The sequence below is a fragment of the Mycolicibacterium psychrotolerans genome (assembly GCF_010729305.1).
Classification (GTDB): Bacteria; Actinomycetota; Actinomycetes; order Mycobacteriales; family Mycobacteriaceae; genus Mycobacterium; species Mycobacterium psychrotolerans.
In genome coordinates this window covers 4,762,605-4,778,339 of record NZ_AP022574.1, presented here as the reverse complement: position 1 = coordinate 4,778,339, position 15,735 = coordinate 4,762,605, and the positions used below count along the sequence as shown (strand labels likewise).

Annotated in this window: 11 protein-coding genes and 3 pseudogenes; 6 read left to right on the top strand and 8 right to left on the bottom strand. The window is 68.1% G+C overall.

Annotation, left to right across the window (positions count from 1 at the left end; genetic code table 11):
• Positions 1-197 precede the first annotated feature (197 nt).
• Positions 198-1,705 (bottom strand): annotated as a pseudogene (locus G6N45_RS23230) (HNH endonuclease signature motif containing protein).
• Between the two features lie 503 nt (positions 1,706-2,208).
• Here G6N45_RS23230 and G6N45_RS23225 point away from each other — a divergent pair.
• Positions 2,209-3,696, top strand: a complete 1,488-nt coding sequence (locus G6N45_RS23225) for a hypothetical protein (RefSeq protein WP_163725301.1) — start codon at positions 2,209-2,211, stop codon at positions 3,694-3,696.
• Positions 3,697-3,749: 53 nt separating this feature from the next.
• Here G6N45_RS23225 and G6N45_RS23220 read toward each other — a convergent pair.
• Positions 3,750-4,061, bottom strand: a pseudogene (locus G6N45_RS23220) (short chain dehydrogenase); the annotation flags it as partial.
• Here G6N45_RS23220 and G6N45_RS23215 point away from each other — a divergent pair.
• A pseudogene (locus tag G6N45_RS23215) lies at positions 4,037-4,610 on the top strand (MmyB family transcriptional regulator); the annotation flags it as partial. The pseudogenes G6N45_RS23220 and G6N45_RS23215 sit on opposite strands and share 25 nt — an antisense overlap.
• A 2-nt stretch (positions 4,611-4,612) precedes the next feature.
• Here G6N45_RS23215 and G6N45_RS23210 read toward each other — a convergent pair.
• Positions 4,613-5,992, bottom strand: a complete 1,380-nt coding sequence (locus G6N45_RS23210) for an aspartate aminotransferase family protein (RefSeq protein ID WP_163725298.1) — start codon at positions 5,990-5,992, stop codon at positions 4,613-4,615.
• 95 nt (positions 5,993-6,087) lie between these two features.
• The gene (locus tag G6N45_RS23205) at positions 6,088-7,587 is read right to left on the bottom strand and encodes a CoA-acylating methylmalonate-semialdehyde dehydrogenase (protein WP_163725294.1); all 1,500 of its coding nucleotides are present in this window, start codon (positions 7,585-7,587) and stop codon (positions 6,088-6,090) included.
• 80 nt (positions 7,588-7,667) lie between these two features.
• Between G6N45_RS23205 and G6N45_RS23200 the strand changes: the two genes are divergently transcribed.
• Both G6N45_RS23200 and G6N45_RS23195 read left to right on the top strand, forming a co-directional pair.
• Positions 7,668-9,278, top strand: coding sequence for a PucR family transcriptional regulator (locus G6N45_RS23200; protein WP_163725291.1), 1,611 nt, complete (start codon positions 7,668-7,670; stop codon positions 9,276-9,278).
• A 104-nt stretch (positions 9,279-9,382) separates the two neighbouring features.
• Positions 9,383-10,507 (top strand): hypothetical protein, encoded by a 1,125-nt coding sequence (locus G6N45_RS23195; RefSeq protein WP_163725289.1) that lies wholly within the window; start codon positions 9,383-9,385, stop codon positions 10,505-10,507.
• Between the two features lie 4 nt (positions 10,508-10,511).
• Here G6N45_RS23195 and G6N45_RS23190 read toward each other — a convergent pair whose 3' ends face one another.
• The 3 genes from G6N45_RS23190 to G6N45_RS23180 all read right to left on the bottom strand — a co-directional run bounded on the left by G6N45_RS23190 (position 10,512) and on the right by G6N45_RS23180 (position 13,512).
• A complete protein-coding gene (locus G6N45_RS23190) occupies positions 10,512-10,913 on the bottom strand; it encodes an ester cyclase (protein WP_163725286.1) in 402 nt (133 codons plus the stop codon).
• A gap of 71 nt (positions 10,914-10,984) precedes the next feature.
• Positions 10,985-12,406: an APC family permease gene (locus G6N45_RS23185; RefSeq protein WP_163725283.1), complete on the bottom strand. Its 1,422-nt coding sequence runs from the start codon at positions 12,404-12,406 to the stop codon at positions 10,985-10,987.
• Complete coding sequence (locus G6N45_RS23180) at positions 12,403-13,512, bottom strand: DmpA family aminopeptidase (RefSeq protein WP_163725280.1); 1,110 nt, start codon at positions 13,510-13,512, stop codon at positions 12,403-12,405. The genes G6N45_RS23185 and G6N45_RS23180 overlap by 4 nt, the downstream gene beginning before the upstream one ends.
• A 122-nt stretch (positions 13,513-13,634) precedes the next feature.
• On the opposite strand from G6N45_RS23180, the gene G6N45_RS23175 reads away from it, so the two are divergent.
• Entirely contained in the window at positions 13,635-14,246 is a 612-nt protein-coding gene (locus G6N45_RS23175) for a TetR/AcrR family transcriptional regulator (RefSeq protein ID WP_246228772.1), read from the top strand.
• Positions 14,247-14,287: 41 nt separating this feature from the next.
• Here the strand turns inward: G6N45_RS23175 and G6N45_RS23170 are convergent, their stop codons facing one another.
• The gene (locus G6N45_RS23170) at positions 14,288-14,842 is read right to left on the bottom strand and encodes a hypothetical protein (protein ID WP_163725274.1); all 555 of its coding nucleotides are present in this window, start codon (positions 14,840-14,842) and stop codon (positions 14,288-14,290) included.
• A gap of 46 nt (positions 14,843-14,888) precedes the next feature.
• Here G6N45_RS23170 and G6N45_RS23165 point away from each other — a divergent pair, with 46 nt between their 5' ends.
• Entirely contained in the window at positions 14,889-15,653 is a 765-nt protein-coding gene (locus G6N45_RS23165) for an endonuclease/exonuclease/phosphatase family protein (RefSeq protein WP_163725271.1), read from the top strand.
• The last annotated feature ends 82 nt before the right edge of the window (positions 15,654-15,735 follow it).

The following is a 15,735-nucleotide window of genomic DNA, read 5'->3' as shown; positions in this document are numbered from 1 at the left end:
GGTTGTGGCTGGAGTTCGTCCGTGGAGGAGAGCCGTGGGAACGCTACGACTGTGTTGGCGGGTCCACGATAATGCTCGGTTCCGAGTGCGGCCTCGCGCGCGAGCGCCGCGCAGAGCAACCTGCCTTGTGGGAGAGGCGCCATCCCGGCTACGCGTGAATCGTTCACCGAACGATTTTCGTCATGTTCGGGCGGCTTTCAGGCCGCTTGGTTGTCGGGTGGTGCGGGTCCGCCGGGTTCGTCGGCGTGGTCGTTGGTGGTGGCCGCGCTGGGTTCGGGCTCGGCGATGTCGTTCCCGTCGGTGGATTCGCTTGGCGCAGCGGTGTTGTCGGGTTCGTCGGGTGGGCGTAGGAGGGCTTCGGGGCGGTGGTAGGTGTTGATGCGTGTTTGGCCGGTGTCGAGGTCCGGTGGTGGGGTCCATTCGACTTCGGTGCGGGTGTTCATCGCGGTGGTCCAGCCGCCGGGGCCCACGCTGCGGTTATCGGGTGGGCAGGCCAGGCCGAGGTCGTTGATGTTGGTGTTGCCGCCGTCAGCCCAGTCGGCGGTCACATGATGGACCTGGGCGCCGTAGGCGCCGACGGTGCAGCACGGTTTGGTGCAGCCCCCGTCGCGGGCGATGAGCATGATCCGCTGCGCCGGGGTGGCGACCCGGCGGCTGCGGAACAAATCCAGCGCCGACCCGGTCGCTTGGTCGAACACCGCCAGATAATGGTTGGCGTGTCCGGCCATCCGGATGACGTCTTTGATGGGCAGGCGGGTGCCGCCGCCGGTGACGCCGATCCCGGCGCGGGATTCGAGGTCTTGCAGGGTGTGCGGATGATCACCGCCACCGGTAACCCGTTCAAGTGACCCACCTCGCCGCTCATCAGGGCGATGCGGCCGATGGCGAGTAGCGCGTCGTGTTGGCGTTGGGCCAGGCTGCGGTGATCGTTGTCGATCTGGGCCTGGGTGGGGGTGCCCGAGATGCACGGTTCGGGGTCGTCGGGGTTGCACATGCCTGGGGCGGCGTATTTGGCGAACAGGACCTCGAACACCGCCCACGCCTCGGGCGTCAACCGGGCGGCCAGGTCGGTCATGGCATCGCGGCGCTGCTTGCCCTTGGTCACCCCACGTGTGCGGGCACGCTCGGTGTCATCGGGTTCGGGGCCGTCCTGATCGAGCAGGAACAACGTCAGGTCGGCGGCGTTCTCGACGTCTGTGGGTCCGGCCCCGACCGCGGTGCGGACCAGGTCGACCTCGAACTGCTCGCGGGTGGTGGTGTCGACGAAGCCGGGGAGTTTGTCGACGGCTTTGCGGATCACCTCGACATGCTCGGCGTTGATCAACCCCTGGGCCTGGGCGACCGAGGTGGCATGCAGGACCGGCGGCAGCGGCGGCCCGGTCACCGGTTGGCGCGGCGCGAGCAGGGCGGCGTCGGACAGGCGGCGGTGTGCCTCGGCGGTGGTGATGCGCCACCGGATCGCGAGCACGTCTTTCCAGTTCTTGGCGCCCATCTGCTGCGGGGTGGTCTCGGTCTGCAGCCGGGCCAGCAGCCGGTGGCGCAGCGCGGGGAGCCGGCACCACACGGTTTCCAGCTCGTCGAGCACCTCGACCAGCTCGGTGCCGGTGGCCAGGTCCGAGTCGCAGCCGGCCAGAGCGTCGACGGCATCCACCACCGCCGCGACCGCGGCCTGCAGATCCGTCCCCGACATACTTCGAACATACATTCGACCACCGACAAAGATGGTTCGCATACCGGACCCGCCCGCGGGTAATACGATGTCGCTCCGGGGAAAGGCTGGTCGTCGGCGATGAACGCTTAGAGTGTCGGTCGGGTGGGGGCGCTGGCGGTCTTCATCGGGGTGGGGGCAGCGATCCTGACGCCGTGCGGAGTGGCCTCGGCGGCCCCTGAGTCGGATACCGCCCGTCTCAGTCCGCCGCAAGCGACCCGACGCCCGGCAGCCAGGCACGCACCAAACCCGCGAAGAAGACGGAGACGCGCCTGGCCCGTTCCGTGTCGCGCACAAGTACCCGGGCGCCAGAGGAACCGTCGTCGATCGACCGTGTGCGGCAACAGCATTCCGCGAAGATCCAGGCCCGTGAAGAGCGCCGGCAAGCCGCGCAGGAGCGCCGTTCGCTGACCGGGCCAGACTCAGCCTCGGTTGCGACGCAGCCTGATTCCGATTCGGCCACCCCGCGGACGTCGACCGTCTCCGTCACCCAAAGTCCGTTGCCGCAGCGCGCCATCGCAAGGGCGCCGCGCGACACGGTTCCGTCCGGTGTGGTCAGCCTCGCGCTCACCTCTGCCCTGGAGATCGCGGTGGCGGTGTCGGCATCGATCCTCAACTTCGCTCCGCCCAGTCCCACCGCGGCGCCGCCGAGACTGAAACTCAACGGCTACAGCCTGGTGCCCAGTTCCACCGAGGAGGTCACCTCGTTCTACGGGCAGTGGGCGTATCTGCCCGGTGCGCCGAGCCTGGTGCAGGGCACGCAGCGCTTCGACGTCGTCGATCCACGTACGAAGAACTCCGTCGGGGACTTCGACGCGCTGGTGAGCCGGGGCAACGGCTACAACTACACCGCGCTGCTCGTCACCGCCAACGACGGGACCGATGTCGGGACCGCCGCCGGCCAGGTGCCCCCGGTCGGCTCCTTGATCGCCACATTCGGGTTCGGCCCCGTCGGATGGGCGTATTCCGACATGCCTTCGCCCTCAGGGAACGTCATCTCACTGGCGTTGGTGACGCCGTTCGGGAACATGCCTCTGCGCAGTACGTTCGACGGCGCCAAGGGCATCGCCGACCACACCGTCGACGACAGACCCATCCGGCTCACCAACGGCTACAGCATCGCGCCGGCCGACCCGCTCGGCGAAACCATCACTGCGACAAGCGGGGTGCTCCCACTGTGGACATCGGTCCAGGGGCATCAGGTGTTCGCGGTCTACGACCCGACCGGGACGCAGGTCGGAAGCTTCGAGGGGGTGTTCACCACCACCTCCGACGTTCTCGGCACGTACACGCAGGCGATCCTCGTGACGGCCGACGACGAAGGCGACGTCGGCACGGGTGCGGGCCAGATCCCGCCTGTCGGTTCGGTGTTCAACGCCGTCTATGCCGGCGCCGACACCGACTACGTGCTCTACTCGTCGCTGCCGTCGTCGACCGGCGACGTCGTCACCGTCGAGCAGGTGAACTCGGGATCGGTCCAGACGAGTCCCCGGACATTCATCGACGCGTCGGAACCGCCGTCGACGCGTCCGCTGTCGGTCTCCCACGGATTGACTCTCGTTCCCGTCACGCCCTTGAGGCCCAGCGGCATCAACGGCCTGCCGCCCAGGGAGGTGCAGTACCAGGGCTACCAACAGTTCGACGTCTACGACGCGACGGGAGCGCGGATCGGCAGCGTCGACGCGACCGTCTTCACCCAGCACGACCTGTTCGGCATCCGTAGCGAGGCCGTTCTGGTCACCGATGTCACCGACGGTGTCGCCGGCACTGGGCGGAGCGATGTACCGCCGGTCGGATCGGTGTTCAACGTGATGTTGTTGGGAGACAGTCGGTTCGGAACCGTTCAGTCCGTCATGCCGACGCCGTCGCGCGACGTCAAGACGTTCGCGTTCGCGACGCCGCTGGGCAACATTCCGGTGTTCCATGCCCGTAAACGGGTGCCTGATCGCATCGACGTCTCGTTCTTCGATCCGTTCGTCAACGTCTGACGACGTTCGCGTATCTCGCGGCGGCCCCTCAAGGCCCCAGGTTCCTGCCGGACTCACGGGAAGGCGACCCCGCTGAGCTCCTCCGATACCGTCCACATTCGGCGGGCGTCGGCGTTGTCGCGCAGTGGTTTCCAGGGTCTGTGCAAGCCGGGCGGACCGCCCGCGCTGCCCGGCCACTGCGGCCCGAAGAACTCGCCGTCCGTGGTGGACGTAGCCGCCATCAGCGCGGCGAGCGGAGCGCTGTCGACACTCCCTACGAGCAGGCCTCGCGAGGAGAGCCGGCGGATGATTCGCACACTGTGGGTGTCGTTCGCCCGTCCCACCTCCGGACGCGCCGCGAGCAGGCTGGTCGGGGCCACGCCGGGGCAGTGACCACATCAGCCCCGGGATGCTCCGAATCTTCGACCGATTGACCGACACCCCGGCGGAGATCGTCACCGAGTTGGGGGAGACCCTGCGCCAGACACCCCTCGGTGTCGCGCTTGTCGGCGACCTGAGCCGCCACACCGGCGCATCACGCAGCATCGGTTATCGCTGGTTCACCGACCCGGACGCTCGGCAGCTTCATCCGCCCGAGGACCACGAGTTCTATCCGCGCATGTACACCTCGGGGCTCCGCGAAGTTCTGGGGCGGCGCGGGCCGGGCTCGAAGGCCGCTCGTCTGGCGGACACGCTCACCGCACGGAGCGACGAGTTCCGCGGCCTCTTGAGCGAGCACGTGGTCGGCATCAGACCCGCGAGAGGTCAAGCGCTACGAGCATCCCGAAGTCGGCCGTATCGAGCTCAACTGCCAAGTGCTGATGGATCCCGTCCAGTCGCACTCGCTGCTCGTCTACACCGCAGAGCCCGGCAGCGAAAGCTACGAGAAGCTGCAGTTGCTCGCGGTGATCGGATCGCCGTCGTCCGTGCACTGACGTCAGCCCACGTGCTGGTCCGCGACATCGAGCGCGGCGTCCAGAATCCGAAGGCCTTCTGCCACTTCGTCGTCGGTGACGTTGCACGGCGGCACCGCGTGGATGCGGTTGAAGTTCGCGAACGGTAGCAGACCACCGGACTTGCACGCCGCCAGCACCGCCGCCATCGCCGGGCTGCTCCCGCCGTAGGGCGCCAACGGTTCGCGGGTCTGAGGATCGGCCACCAGCTCGATCGCCCAGAACACGCCGAGTCCGCGGACTTCGCCGACACTGCGGTGCCGGGCTGCCAGCTCGCGGAGGCCCGGACCGAGCACGTCGGCACCGATGCGCGCGGCGTTGCCGACCATGCCCTCGTCTTCCATCGCATTGATGGTGGCCACCGCGCACGCGGTCGCCAGCGGGTGCCCCGAGTACGTCAGTCCACCCGGATACGCACGGTCGGCGAAGGTGGCGTAGATCGCGTCATTGATCGCCACGCCGCCGAGCGGCACGTAGCCCGACGTCACGCCCTTGGCGAAGGTGATCAGATCCGGGACGACGTCGAAGTTGTCGATCGCGAACCACTTTCCGGTCCGGCCGAAGCCGGCCATCACCTCGTCCGCGATGAACACGATGCCGTAGCGGTCACAGATCTCGCGCACACCCGCCATGTATCCCGGCGGCGGCACCATGATGCCCGCGGTGCCGGGCACGGATTCGAGGATGATCGCCGCGAACGAGTTCGGGCCTTCCATCTGGATCAGCCGCTCGAGATGCTCGAGTGCCCGCTGCGTCTCCTGCTCCTCGGTCTCGGCGTCGAACGCCGACCGGTAGAGGAACGGACCGTGGAAGTGCACGACGCCGCTGCTGGCGTAGTCGTTCGGCCAGCGACGCGGATCGCCCGTCAGGTTGATCGCGGTGTCCGTGCCGCCGTGATACGAGCGGTACCGCGACAGCACCTTGTAGCGGCCGGTGTGCAGCCGGGCCATCCGGACCGCGTGCTCGACGGCGTCGGCGCCGCCGTTGGTGAAGAAGATCCGGTTGAGGTCGCCCGGGGTGCGCTCTGCGATCAGCCGGGCGGCTTCCGAGCGCACATCGTTGACGTGCTGCGGCGCGACGGTGCACAGCGTCGCGGCCTGCTCGGCAATGGCGGCAACGACTTTCGGGTGCTGATGGCCGATGTTGGTGTTCACCAGCTGCGAGGAGAAGTCGAGCAGCCTGTTGCCGTCGCCGTCCCACAGGTAGGAACCCTTGGCGGCGAGCACCGTCATCGGGTTGATCTGTGCCTGCGCCGACCACGAATGGAAGACGTGCTGACGGTCCAACTCGTAGGCGCGCCGGCCGCGGGCGATCGCGGTGTCGAGGTTCTCGCCGGTCGGCAGGCTGCTCAAAGTCGTTGTCATCGTGTAGTTCCTGCGCTCTCGATGGCGACGAGCGCGCGCGAATGTACGTCTGACGTCGGTGTGTCGCGTACAGACACGCGCGCTCGCGGGATGAATCAGTTGGTGGGGAAGCCGAGGTTGATGCCGCCAGTAGCGCGCGAGCTGGGGTCGAGCCAGCGGGCGGTGATGGCTTTTTGGCGGGTGAAGAAGTTGACGCCGTCGATGCCGTGGGCGTGGCTGTCGCCGAAGAGGGAGGCTTTCCAGCCGCCGAAGCTGTAGTAGGCCATGGGGACGGGGATGGGGACGTTGATGCCGACCATGCCGACTTCGACTTCGTTTTGGAAGCGGCGGGCCGCGCCGCCGTCGTTGGTGAAGATGGCGGTGCCGTTGCCGTAGGGGTTCGAATTGATCAGCTCGAGGGCTTGGTCGTAGGTGTCCACGCGTAGCACGGACAGGACGGGGCCGAAGATTTCGTCGGTGTAGACGCTCATGTCGGGGGTGACGTTGTCGAGCAGGGTGGGGCCCAGCCAGAACCCGTCTGCTTGACCGTTTGGGGTGACCTGGCGGCCGTCGAGGACGACTTTGGCGCCGGCGGTTTCGCCGGCGTCGATGTAGCCGGCGACTTTGTCGCGGTGCGCGGCGGTGACCAGGGGTCCCATGTCGGCGTCGGTGGTGCCGTCGCCGGTGGTGATGGTGGCGGCGCGTTCGGCGATTTTGGCGACCAGGTCATCGGCGATGGGGCCGACCGCGACGGCCGCGCTGATGGCCATGCAGCGTTCCCCGGCGGAGCCGAACCCGGCGTTGACCATGGCGTCGGCGGCCAGGTCGAGGTCGGCGTCGGGCAGGATCACGGCGTGGTTCTTGGCCCCGCCCAGGGCTTGGACGCGTTTGCCGGCGGCGGTGCCGGTGGCGTAGACGTACTGGGCGATCGGGGTGGATCCGACAAAGGACACACTCTTGATTTTGGGGTTGGTGAGCAGTTCGTCGACGGCGGTTTTGTCGCCGTGTAGGACGTTGAACACCCCGGCGGGCAGGCCGGCTTCTTTCCACAGGTTGGCGATCCACAGCGAGGCCGAGGGGTCTTTCTCGCTGGGTTTGAGGACCACGGTGTTGCCGCAGGCGATGGCGATGGGGAAGAACCACATCGGGACCATGGCGGGGAAGTTGAACGGGGAGATGATGCCGACCGGGCCCAGGGGTTGGCGCAGGGAGTAGACGTCGACTTTGGTGGAGGCGTTCTCGGTGTAGCCGCCCTTGAGCAGGTGCGGGATGCCGCAGGCGAACTCGACGACTTCCTGGCCGCGGCTCACTTCGCCCAGGGCGTCGGAGACGACCTTGCCGTGCTCGCTGGTGATGATCTCGGCGAGCTCACCCTTGCGCTCGTTGAGCAGTTCGCGGAACCGGAACAGGACCTGGGTGCGTTTGGTCAGCGAGGTGTCGCGCCAGGCCGGGAACGCTGCGGCGGCGGCATCGATCACCCGACGGGCATCATCGACCGACGCCAACGCCACCTGCCCGGTCACCACCCCCGTCGCCGGATTCGTCACCGGCGCCAAAGCACCACTACTCCCGGCAAAAACCTCGTCATCGACCCAATGGGAAATCTGCGCAGCCATAGGACCAGCCTCGCGCGCCCGCGACGCCACCGCCAGATGCACTGTGTAAGCAAATGCGGACCAGCGTTTACACTGTGTCAATGCCTGTCACCGTGGGCGAGGTGATCGACCTGCCCGTCATACAGCGCGGCAATCCCGAGATCCTCAACGCGAGCCACTGGTCGGAGCCGGTTCGCTGGTTGCACGTCGCGGAGGTCGCCGATCTGTCGTCGCTGCTGCAGGGCGGTGAGCTCGTGCTGACGACCGGCGTCGGACTCGGCCGCGATCCGCGGCGCTTTCTTCAGGGACTTGCGGACGCAGGCGCGCTCGGAGTGGTGGTCGAACTCGGAACCGCGTTGACGTCGGTTCCGGACTCGTTGAGCACGCTCGCGCGACAACTCGACCTCGCCCTCGTCGTCTTGCGCCGGCAGATCAAGTTCGTCGACGTCACCGAAACCGTTCACCGCCGCATCGTGTCCGAACAGTACGACGAGGTGGCCTTCGACCGCCGGGTACACGAGACGTTCACCGAGCTGAGCATGAAGCGTGCGTCCGTGGGGGCCATCGTCGACGCGGCCGCTCGCATCCTCGAGGATCCCGTGGTCCTCGAAGACCTCAACCACCAGGCGGTCGCGGTGTCCGCCAGCGCCGCAACGGCTTCGGCGTTACTCGACGACTGGGAGCGGCGGTCGAGGAAGAGCCCCACCCGCACCGGCGGGGCCGAGCAGTGGGCGGTGACGCTGGTCGGCCCGCGCGGGGAGGAGTGGGGCCGTCTGATGGTCCCGGCCGCGCCTCGCGACCGCGCTCGGGCGATCATGGTGCTCGAGCGGGCGTCGGCCGCTCTGGCGCTGCACCGGATGATCGAACGCAGCCGCAACGGCCTGCACCAGCAGGCGCAGAGCGGTCTGATCGACGACGTCCTACAGGGCAGACTCGCCGACGAACGGGAGGCGGCCGCTCGCGCACACGCGCTCGGACTGCGGAAAGCGACCCGGTATTTCCCAGTGGTGGTGCGCGTCGAGTACGCCTCGGTGGCGGCCGATCCGCTTGCGGCGCAGCGTCGCACCGTGACGCTGCTGGACGCCGTCGCCCACACCGCCAACGCCGCCGGCCACACCGGCCTGTTCACCCATCGTCACGAGGGCGAGATCGCCGCGCTGCTGGCGTTGAACAACGGCCGCGGCAGCGCGGACAAGGCATTGACGGAGCTGGGGGAGCGGTTGCGGAACACCATGCTGCGGCTCGACGGAGTTCGCCGCTCCGTGTTCGCGGCCAGCGCCCCCGCGGACGACCTCATCGATGCCATCGGGGGCCTGGGTGAGGCCGGCCACGTCGCGGAGGTGGCACTCGCGATGCGGGATCAGTCGCGACCGTACTTCCGCGCCTCCGACGTCCGGCTGCGCGGTTTGATGACGCTGCTGCGCGACGATCCGCGGGTGCAGCGGTTCGCCGAAACCGAACTGAGGCCGCTGCTCGACCGTGCAGTGGCCGAAGACATCGACCTTCTCCGCGAGTACCTGAGCCTCGCGGGCAACAAGGCTGCGCTGGCCGCGCGCTTGCACATCAGTCGCCCCGCGCTGTACAAGCGCCTGGCCCGCATCGCAACGGTTCTCGAAGTCGACCTCGACGACGCAGAGTCGATGACGTCGCTGTCTGTTGCGCTGATGGTGCTCGACGCGCGGCATCACACCGATCGGGCGCCGACGATGTGATGTTTCGGGGTTTCCCGATATGGCTTGGGGACAATCTGACCGGCCTACGCTAAGTCCATGACGGCCGGGCTGGTCCCGACCCGTGGGGTGGAGAGGACGTCGTGATGAGCACTTTCGGGAAGTGGATGTCGACGAGTGGCATCGCACTGGTCAGCGTCGGCGCCATCGCGATCGCGCCCACCTCCGCGAATCCCTCACGGCCGGTGGACCGGTCGCTTCACCTGGCGGCAGCGACGTCGCCGACTGCGGTGCAGGAGGCGGCGCTGCAGCAGCCGTTGGCGGAACAGACCACCAATGTCCTGGGGGCATTGTTGAGCTTGGACCTGGGCAAGTTCATCATCCCGCCGAGCTTGGGGCAGCCGTTCCCCACGCCGCAGCTTCCCGGGCCGACCCCCACGCCCAACGAGTTCGAAGACGCGATCATCAACACGTATCACGCCATCGAGCCGTGGGTTCGGTACGGGTTCGAACTCGGCACGTATGCGGTCGGCTGGGTCCCGTGGGTGGGCTGGCTTTCGCCGCAGATCATGATCTTCTACAACTTCGGTGAACGAATCGTCGAGAGCCTCGTGGTCAATTCCGCCAACTGGCTGTGGGGCCCGCTGCCTTTCGGTGAGGGTCTGAGCAATGTCGCAAGGGACAGCTGGAACGCGCTTGTGCAGTTGGGACGCGACGAATGGAACTTCTGGCTGCCACCGCTGCCGCCGTTGCCCTTCACTGCGCAGCAGGCGCAGGAGCAGTCGGTGACCGCCGAGACCCTGGCCGCTGCGGAAGCGACGCCGGCACCATCGAACACGCGCCCGCATCCGTTGCGCGATCTCCTCGCTGCGGTTCGGCACTCACTCGTGGACGCCGACCCGATCACCCCACACGACGTCGACCCGGCAGTGAGCGAGCCCGCTGTCGCTGACGCTACGGTCGTTGCGGGCCCCGCGAATCCGGGGGAGGAACCGCCTTCTCAGGCAGATGTTCCTCAGCCCGACGTTCCGTCGGCGACGCCGCAGGAGTCCGAGACCGACCCGCCGGCCGGCAAGCCCCACCGCTTCCGCCTTCATCCGAGAGCCTCGGAAACCCCGACCGAGACGGCGAATGAGCCCGTCAGCGAGCAGAATTCGCCGGTCCGGGAAACCGGCAGCGCCGGGAAGGTCGACCCGCAGAAGAACCCCAAGAAGCACCGCTTCACCGATGCGCATCGCGCCCGCGGCGCGAAAGCCCCGGCCGCGGCTTAGTCGGCTACTGCTCGAGAAGCGAGTGGTAGAGCTCGAACGAGGCCTGCTCGATCCAGCCGTGCTGCAGTTTCCCGTTGTCGACCGTCCACACCGCGGTTCCGGTCATCGCGACAGGCTTGTGGTCGGGTTCGGTGCCGAGGATGCCGTTGTTGGTCCCCGTCAACAGCCAGCGGGACGTGACGCGGGTGCCGCTCTCGTCGCCGAAGGTCTCGATGGTGTCCACGTGCAGATCGTCCACGTGGTCGAGGAACTGCTTCACCCAGCTCTTGACGCCGTCTCTCCCGACGATCTGCCGGCCGCCTGCCTCGACGACGACGTCGTCGGCCATCAACTGATCGACTGCGTCGGGGGCGTGCGCGTTCCAGACGTCGTCCCAGAAGGCGTTGGCAAGCTCGGTGGATCGCATGCCCTTGACGATCCCCCTCCGACCCGGCGTCCGCAGGTCTTTCGACGACTCGAGTCCTGCCGGCGCGAACCTCAGGCCGGTGGCGCCAACGACCGCGACGGCCGCCAGGCCAGGAACCCGACGATCAAGCCCGCGAACGGAATCGCGGCCAGCACCGTGCTCAGTGTCGCGCTGCCACCGGTGACCAACGTGAAGTTCGATAACACCAGCCACAGGCTGGCCAGCAGCCCCAGCACGGCCAGCGCCGGCGCGATGCGCGTCGCCCACAGACCACCGGCCGCGCGGTCGCGGCGGCGCAGGAAGAACACCAGCACCGCGATCGAGGTGGTGAGCATCAGCACCACCATGCCGACGGTGGCGACACCGGCCATCGAGCCGAAGACCCCGACCAACGGGTCGATGCCGAGGATGGCCAGAATGCCGACGATCACTGCGGCCGTGACGGTCTGGACGACCGAGGAGAACGACGGCGAGAGGTGGTCGTCGTGCACCGCGGCGAGGCGGGCGGGCAGCAATCCCTTGCCGGCGAGCACGAACTGATAGCGGGCGATCACGTTGTGGAACGACAGCACGCAGGCGAACAGGCTCGTGAGCAGCAGCACGTTGACGATGTCCCGGCCGACCGTGCCCAGCGTGTCGCCGGTGGTGTCGAGCAGCATGTTGCCGTTCCCGGCCAGGGTCTGCTGCGCCACCCCGGTCACCTGGTCGGGGCCGAGGGCAACGACGAACGCCCACACGGTGATCGCGTAGAAGGCGCCGATGATGATCACCGCGGCATAGGTGGCGCGCGGAATGGTCCGCTCCGGATCGCGCGCCTCGTCGCGGAACACCGCGGTGGCCTCGAACCCGATGAAGCCGGTCAGCGCGAACAGGATGGCGATCCCGATCGTGCCCTGGGTGAACACCGCCGGGTCGAAGGACGCGAACGTGACGCCGGCCGGACCGGGCCGGGCGACCATCACCACGTCGAGGACGACCACGATGCCGATCTCGAGGGCCAGCGCCACGCCAAGCACTTTGGCGCTCAGCTCGATGTGCCGGTAGCCCAGGACGGCGACGATGGCCAGTACCGCGAAGGAGTAGACGGGCCAGGGGATCTGCGGGCCGTGATAGTGCGCGACGGTGTCGGCGATCGCCCAGCCGATGTAGCCGTAGATGCCGATCTGGATCGCGGTGTAGGCGATCAGCGCGACCACCGCGATGCCCTTGCCCATCCGCTCGCCGAGACCGACGGTGACATAGGAGAAGAAGGCGCCTGCCTCGGGGACATGGGGGGTCATCGTGACGAAGCCGATGCTGAAGACCAGCAGCACCAGCGCAGCGATGACGAAGCCGACGGGCGCGCCTGCGCCGTTGCCGAGCCCCATCGCCAGCGGCATGTTGCCGCCGATCACGGTCAGCGGTGCGGCCGCGGCCACGACCATGAACACGATGCCGACGGGCCCCAGATGCCCGGTGAGACGCCGGGTTCGCGGTGTCGTGGAGGTGGTCATGTGGTCTCCTGCAGTCGAGGGGTCGAAAGTGCTTGGCAGAGCAGGGCGTGGTCGAGAGCGTGGGCGGTGAAGCCGTTGCGGCCGGTCATGGTCGTGGCGGCCACCATCGCGTTGACGATGGCCTCTTCCGTGGATTCGATCGTCAGATCGAAGAGCCGTGTCATCAGTTGCGGCGCGACCATGCGCAACGCCACCTCGGGGTACGCCGTGCCGGCGTCCTCGTCCCACGCGTAGGGCGGTATCCCGCGGTTGCCCGTCGAGAAGGCGAGCATCAGGTCGCCGTTGTACTGCTCACCGGCGCCGCCGAGCCGGCTCACCGCCAGTGCGGAACGCTGCGCCAGCCGCGTGCACTGGTGGGGGAGCAGCGGGGCGTCGGTCGCGACGATCACGATGATCGATCCCGACCCCGGCTGGTAGCGGTCGGGCAGGTCGGGCAGCGGCACCGCCGAGGGGCCGATCGCTTCCCCGACTCCGATTCCGTTGATGCGCAACCGTTCCCGACGACCATGGTTGGCCTGCACCAGTACTCCCACGGTGTAGCGACCGAGGGTGGTCTCGGTGGTGCGCGACGAGGTGCCGATGCCGCCCTTGAAGCCGTGGCAGATCATGCCGGTGCCGCCGCCGACATTGCCCTCGGCGGGCGGTGCGGCCGAGGCGTCCGCCAGCGCGCAGCGGACATGTTCGGGCCGGACGTGGAATCCGTTGATGTCGTTGAGCAGGCCGTCGTAGGTTTCCCCCACCACCGGCAGCGACCAGTACAGACCCTCACCGCGGGCGCGCATCTGTGCGGCCACCAGCTCGTCGCGGACGACGCCGACGCTGTGGGTGTTGGTCAGGCCGATGGGTGTGGTCAGTTCGCCGGACTCCCGGATCCACTCCAGCCCGGTCAACTCACCGCTGCCGTTGAGGCGGTGGGAGCCGGCGAACACGGGCTCGGTCCAGATGTCGTCGTGCGGGATGACGACGGTCACGCCGGTGTGCACGGCCGGCGGGCCCTCGGCGTCCAATGTGGTGTGTCCGACGCGCACGCCGGGAACGTCGGTGATCGCGTTGGCGGCTCCGGTGGGGTGGTCCCCGATGACGATGCCCAGATCTCTGGCCCGCATGCTGCGCTCGTTTCCGTTTTTTTCCGTAATGGAAAAGAACTATGCGCCCGTGTGCGGCGCCGCGCAAGGGGAGGAGCAGAATCGGTTCGGCGCGGATCAGGAGCGCAGGAGGTGAGGACACCGTGGGGCGGCCCAACACCCAGGAGCAACGACGCCGCGACATCATGGACGCGGCGATCGCGCTGATCGAACGCCACGATCTGGCCGCACTCAAGCTCGCCGACGTCGCGGCGGAGATCGGACTGACCACGAATGCGGTGCGGTACTACTTTCGGGACATGGCGCAGCTGCTGTCCGAACTGGCGCTGCGCTCCGACGTGCGCTTCTACGACGACCGCCGCCGCATCGGCGAGCAGACCGACGATCCGGCCACGCAACTGGCGATGACCATCGCCGCCGGACTGCCGACGGGCGCCGACGACGCGGAATGGCGGGCGATCTGGCGGGCGGTGCTGGCCGCGGGGTTCGAACTCGACCAACGCCGCGACGTCCAGGGCATCTATCACCGGCAGGTCGGTCTCTACGCCGATCTGCTGGACTCCGGCGCCGCGGCGGGAGCGTTCGCGCTGTCCGCGCCCGCGCGGGACATCGCGATGACGCTGATGGCGATGGAGGACTACCTCGGCTACCGCATCGTCGCGCGGGATCCGCAGCTGGATCGGGCGACCGCACTGAGGCTCATGCGCCAGTACGCCGAATCATCGACTGGTGCAACGCTTCCCGACGTCAGCTGACGGGCGCCCGCGTCAGTTGCGGCGATAGGCCGCCCACACGTTCACTGCTCGGCGATGTCCAGACGCGTGCACAAATCCAGGAACGTTGCGGCGAAGGGATTCTCGGCGGTCCCGTCGCGCAGAGCCGACCAGTCGAGCTGCTCACGTACCGCGCGGACCACGAGGATCAGGGGCGCGAAATCGCAGTGGTGTTCGTGCAGTGACCGCAGCTTCTGGAGCATCACCTGAGTGGGCGTCAGCACCGGCATCGACAGGGCGAGCACGTCCAGCGTGACCGCGTCGGCGATCATCGCCGGGTCGACCGGCACGCGGTTGATCTGATGCAGCACATCGACGACGACGGGGCCGTCGACGCTGAGTGCGGCCTTGAACAACCAGTCCTCCGGCGGTCGCCTGATGTCGAAGCCGGCCTTGGACAGCGTGCGCGCGGCGGCTTCGACGTCCGGTTCGGCCACGACGAAGTCGACATCGTGCAACGGCTCGGGCGCTCCGTGCGCCCAGAGCGCGTAGCTGCCGGCCAGCGCGAAGTCCGGGCCGTCGGCCTTGAATGCCGACGCGGCACGCCGCAGCGCCTCGCGCAGTTCATCGTGATTCATTCACACCACCGTGGGTTTCGACTGCAGGGTGGGTAGTGGGTTACCCATGAAGTTGGTGACCTTCAACATCCTGCACGGGCGCACCGTGGGCGCCGGGGTGGATCTGGACCGCTTCGCCGACACCGTTGCGGGTCTGGATGCCGACATCCTGGCACTTCAGGAGGTGGATTCAGTTCAGGAGCGCTCCGGGTTGGCAGATCTGACGGCACTGGCCGCCGAAGCCATGGGCGCGCGCAGTCACCGCTTCGTCGCGGCGATCGCCGGCACGCCGGGAGCCACGTGGATGGCGGCCACCGGAGAGGAGCAGCCCGGGACCGCGGCCTACGGCGTCGCGCTGCTGTCACGGTTCCCGGCGAAGAACTGGCAGGTGGTGCGGTTGCCCCGCATCCCGTTCCGGTTCCCGATGTACCTGCGCGCACCCGGCCGCGTTCAGGTCATCGACGAGGAACCCCGCGCCGCGGTGATCGGCCATTTCGACACCCCGCTCGGCGACCTGACCGTGGTCAACACGCACCTGTCGTTCGTGCCCGGCTGGAACCGCTACCAGCTGCGGCAGCTGCTGCGCGACGTCCGCGGACTGCCGTGGCCGCGGGTCGTCACCGGTGATCTGAACATGTCGCCCGCGGCCGCGCGCCGCTACTCGGGACTGCGTCCGCTGGCGGCCGCCGCGACGTTCCCCGCCGACATCCCCACCCAGCAGCTCGACCACGTCCTCACCGACGATCCCGGGCTGCAGGCGCGGGCCTGCCGGACACCGGCGGTGGCGATCTCCGATCACCGCCCGCTCGTGGTGGATCTGCACCGGAACTGACCGCGCAACCAAGGACTTTCGTCCCACCCCACGGTGACCCACGCCTCCGGACCTGCGACGTCGTCGGCGTTAGCGTCGAGAT

Excerpts from the sequence above, each read along its gene's own strand:
- G6N45_RS23210 (WP_163725298.1), bottom strand. The coding sequence starts at position 5,992 with ATGACAACGACTTTGAGCAGCCTGCCGACCGGCGAGAACCTCGACACC.
- G6N45_RS23205 (WP_163725294.1), bottom strand. The coding sequence starts at position 7,587 with ATGGCTGCGCAGATTTCCCATTGGGTCGATGACGAGGTTTTTGCCGGG.
- G6N45_RS23200 (WP_163725291.1), top strand. The coding sequence starts at position 7,668 with ATGCCTGTCACCGTGGGCGAGGTGATCGACCTGCCCGTCATACAGCGC.
- G6N45_RS23195 (WP_163725289.1), top strand. The coding sequence starts at position 9,383 with ATGAGCACTTTCGGGAAGTGGATGTCGACGAGTGGCATCGCACTGGTC.
- G6N45_RS23190 (WP_163725286.1), bottom strand. The coding sequence starts at position 10,913 with ATGCGATCCACCGAGCTTGCCAACGCCTTCTGGGACGACGTCTGGAAC.
- G6N45_RS23185 (WP_163725283.1), bottom strand. The coding sequence starts at position 12,406 with ATGACCACCTCCACGACACCGCGAACCCGGCGTCTCACCGGGCATCTG.
- G6N45_RS23180 (WP_163725280.1), bottom strand. The coding sequence starts at position 13,512 with ATGCGGGCCAGAGATCTGGGCATCGTCATCGGGGACCACCCCACCGGA.
- G6N45_RS23170 (WP_163725274.1), bottom strand. The coding sequence starts at position 14,842 with ATGAATCACGATGAACTGCGCGAGGCGCTGCGGCGTGCCGCGTCGGCA.
- G6N45_RS23165 (WP_163725271.1), top strand. The coding sequence starts at position 14,889 with ATGAAGTTGGTGACCTTCAACATCCTGCACGGGCGCACCGTGGGCGCC.